This window comes from Pseudomonas sp. 300, assembly GCF_055803035.1.
The window spans coordinates 130,412-133,999 of the sequence record NZ_JAVLRV010000003.1; the positions used below are offsets into that span (position 1 = coordinate 130,412).

At 55.4% G+C, this 3,588-nt stretch carries 3 protein-coding genes and 1 pseudogene; 2 read left to right on the forward strand and 2 right to left on the reverse strand.

Going from position 1 to position 3,588, the window contains the following annotated elements; translation table 11 throughout:
* The first annotated feature begins 212 nt into the window (after nt 1–212).
* A complete protein-coding gene (locus Q7W83_RS25950; protein WP_150634802.1) occupies nt 213–1,100 on the forward strand; it encodes an acyltransferase in 888 nt (295 codons plus the stop codon).
* 1 nt (nt 1,101) lies between these two features.
* Here Q7W83_RS25950 and Q7W83_RS25955 read toward each other — a convergent pair whose 3' ends face one another.
* Complete coding sequence (locus tag Q7W83_RS25955) at nt 1,102–1,650, reverse strand: DUF2780 domain-containing protein (RefSeq protein WP_150634803.1); 549 nt, start codon at nt 1,648–1,650, stop codon at nt 1,102–1,104.
* A gap of 322 nt (nt 1,651–1,972) precedes the next feature.
* On the opposite strand from Q7W83_RS25955, the gene Q7W83_RS25960 reads away from it, so the two are divergent.
* On the forward strand, nt 1,973–3,067 hold the full coding sequence (locus Q7W83_RS25960) for an RHS repeat-associated core domain-containing protein (protein WP_473657834.1): 1,095 nt from the start codon (nt 1,973–1,975) through the stop codon (nt 3,065–3,067).
* 98 nt (nt 3,068–3,165) lie between these two features.
* On the opposite strand, the pseudogene Q7W83_RS25965 reads toward Q7W83_RS25960, so the two are convergent.
* Nucleotides 3,166–3,330 (reverse strand): annotated as a pseudogene (locus Q7W83_RS25965) (formaldehyde dehydrogenase, glutathione-independent); the annotation flags it as partial.
* Between the last annotated feature and the right edge of the window lie 258 nt (nt 3,331–3,588).

A 3,588-nucleotide genomic window follows, 5' to 3' on the forward strand; every position in this document is an offset into this window, starting at 1 on the left:
GGGTTTTGTGTCGCATCGCAATTCTGTGAGCGATACAAAACCCTGTGGGAGCGTGGCTTGCCCGCGAAGAGGCCAGAACAGTCACTGGAGCAATTTGATCTGAATGGCCTCGAAATATACCGAGACAAAGGTGAAACATTCGTCACCACCGATTTGGCCTGTCGCCCGAAGCTGCTTATCATGGCGCGCCCAAACGCTTTCAAGAGTTACTTATGCGCCGCCTGCTCACCGGCTGTTTCGTTACCCTGCTGCTGTTGCTCAATACCCTGGTTCTGTTCGGGCCGCTAATGGTGTTTGCCCTGCTCAAACTGGTCCTGCCAGGTCGCTTGCGCGATTACGCATCAAATGCGGTGATGTGGATCGCCGAGACCTGGGCCGAAATCGACAAGCTGATCTTCCGCCTGTGCATCCCCACGCAATGGGACATTCGCGGCGGCGCTGACCTGCGGGTTGACACCTCCTATCTGGTGATCAGCAACCATCAGTCGTGGGTGGATATCCCGGCGTTGATCCATACCCTCAACCGGCGCACGCCGTTCTTCAAATTCTTTCTCAAGAAAGAACTGATCTGGGTGCCTTTCCTCGGTTTGGCATGGTGGGCGCTGGATTACCCGTTCATGAAGCGCTACACCAAAGCGTTTCTGGCGAAGAACCCGACGCTTGCCGGCAAGGATCTGGAAATCACCAAAGCCGCGTGCGAACTGTTCAAGCGCCAGCCAGTGACGGTGGTCAATTACCTGGAAGGCACCCGGTTCACGGCGGCGAAAAGCACTCAGCAGCAATCACCGTTCACCCATTTGCTCAAGCCCAAGGCCGGCGGCGTGGCGTTTGTGCTGGCGGCGTTGGGTGAACAGCTGGACGCCATTCTCGATGTGACGGTGGTGTATCCGCAGCAGAAGATTCCGGGTTTTTGGGATTTGATCAGCGGCAACGTGCCGAGGGTCATCATCGACATCAACACCCGCGAACTCGACCCCGCGTTGTGGCAGGGCGATTACGAGAACGATCCGGTGTTTCGCGAAACGGTCCAGAACTGGGTCAATCAGCTCTGGATCGAGAAGGACCGACGCATCGACGCCTTGCGCGCCGAGCGCCGCTGAATCAGCTGCCGGCGCCCCAGATTCCGCCCAGGTTCTGCAGCAGCGAACCGCCGACGCCCTGCTGACCGAGGTATTGCAGAATCAGCGGGGCAAACTGACCGATCATGCCGCTGTCCATGCCCAACGCGCTGAACGCATTGTTCAGGTCGTTGGTGTCCTTGACGTTACCCAAGGCGTTGTCCAGACCAGCCGCCTTGCCGGATGAACCGAGCAAACCGGCGAGGGCACCCAGCTCTCCCCCGCCAGACAGCGCGTCGATGCCCGGTACGTTTTTGGCCAGTTCCGAATAGTCGGTCGAACTCAATTGATTCTTCGCCAGACCGAGCATCGCGCCGGTGCCGCCAACGGCTTGTTGTGGTGTCACGTTCAACTGGCTGAGCACACCCAGCAAACCGGCAGTCTGCGACGTCGGCGCAGCCGCTGTGGCGGCGTTATCGCCCTTCATGCCCGAGATGGCATTGGCCGCATCGCTCAGGTTGAACTGGGCAAAGACCGGGCTGGCCGCCAGGGTCATGAGCGATGCCAGTGCAAAACCGCGTGAAATCCTCATCCAGACATCCTCTTGTGCCATGAAAACCGCCCAGCAATGGGCGGAAAAATCTGCCGTTTTGACTCGGCTTCTGCCGGCATGTTCCTCAGGCGTGCAGCCATTTTTATCTCGCTCACGTAGATAAAACGTGAAAGACCGGATGCCGCGCGATGAATGGCACGGCGGCTTGCCGACTGGGCCGGTGCTGTATCAATGGGCGTTGGCGGTGCTCTGAAAGAAATTCGACACCGCGACTGTCCGGCGGCCCTATCAGTTCTGATAGTAGCCAACCTTGCCCGATTCCCTCACAGTGAAATCTCGGACTTTTCAAGGAGCCCGGCCCATGCAGTCCAAGCGTGAAATGCTGCTCTGCCATTACCGATACGATCCAATCGATCGGCTGGCTGCTATTGCACCGTCGGAGCAAGCGAGCGCCCAGCGTTACTATCTCAACGATCGGGTGGCCACCGAGATTCAAGGTTCGGTGCAGCGTTCGATCATGCAACACGATGATCAACTGCTCGCGCAGCAACAGCGCCAGAGCGGCACCGTGGAAACCCGACTGCTCGCGACGGATCGACAGCGTTCGGTGCTGAGCATGCTTAACGCGAATCCGCCTTGTCCACTGGCCTATGCACCCTATGGCCATCGACCGCTGGGTAACGGTTTGGTCAGCCTGCTTGGCTTTAACGGCGAGCAGTCTGATCCGGTGACCGGACATTATTTGTTGGGTAATGGTTATCGAGCGTTCAACCCGGTGTTGATGAGATTTAATAGTCCGGACAGTTGGAGCCCGTTTGGGGAAGGCGGGCTCAATGCGTATGCGTATTGCGTGGGGGATCCGGTGAATCAGACAGATGCGACTGGGCACTTTTCATTCTTCCCTAAAGGATACAACCCCTTCAAAGGCCTCAGAAATATGCTGCGCCCCAAGGCTTCATCAACATCTGAAGCTGCATCGGTTGCCAAGCCCGCCATTCATACCACCAACAACACGCCCCTAAACCTCGGCAACGAGTATGAACTAGTTGGATACCATGGAACATCAGCAGAACATGCCAAAAGCATGCAGGCAACAGGACTGAACGAAAGTTACATTGGCACCGGGGCAGGAACCTTCTATGGTAATGGATTTTATTCGACACCAGACATACACAAGGCACTCAAGTTCGCTAACCTACGATCAGGAGATCACAACTTACGCAACACTAAAGGTTTAGTCGGGGTGTATGTAAAAAACCCCTCACGAAAAGTTTTAAACACAGATTACAAATTTTTCCCCGAATCACGAGAATTGTTAATACGCACCCCTATGTACCGCGACGTCAAAATTGCCCCCGTAGAGCTTAGCTCTCACCCGCCACAACCAGTGATCGAAAATATATTCAATATTCGATCAGGGCGATCTTCAACAACAACTTCGCGCTATGAATACTAAATTTACACATATCCAACTCATAGCATTGTTGTCGCGACGAACAACAAAGGATAGTTGCAACAGGTCGACCTTAAGTCGGCCTGTTGCATCTACTGTCCTTACGCCGCGCTAAACAACTTATGCGGATCAATCACAAACTTCTTCGGCACACCCGCGTCGAACTCGCCATAACCCCGTGGCGCGTCATCCAGACTGATGAATTCCACACCCACGATGTCAGCAATGTGAATACGATCCCACATGATCGCCTGCATCATTTGACGGATTTACTTTATCTGGCGCTTGGCGCCGACCCTATCAGTACTGCTAGTAGGCAAGCCCGGCCGTTTCCACCACAGTAAACCTCTGAACCGAAACACTCATTCAGGAAGCCTGGCGATGATGCCCAATCGAAAAGCCCTGCTCTGCCACTACCACTACGACCCACTGGATCGGCTGATCGATTGTGCGCCCTTCGCACAAGCCACCACACGGCGCTTTTACCTCGACGGTCGCCTGGCCACCGAGATTCAAGGCACAGA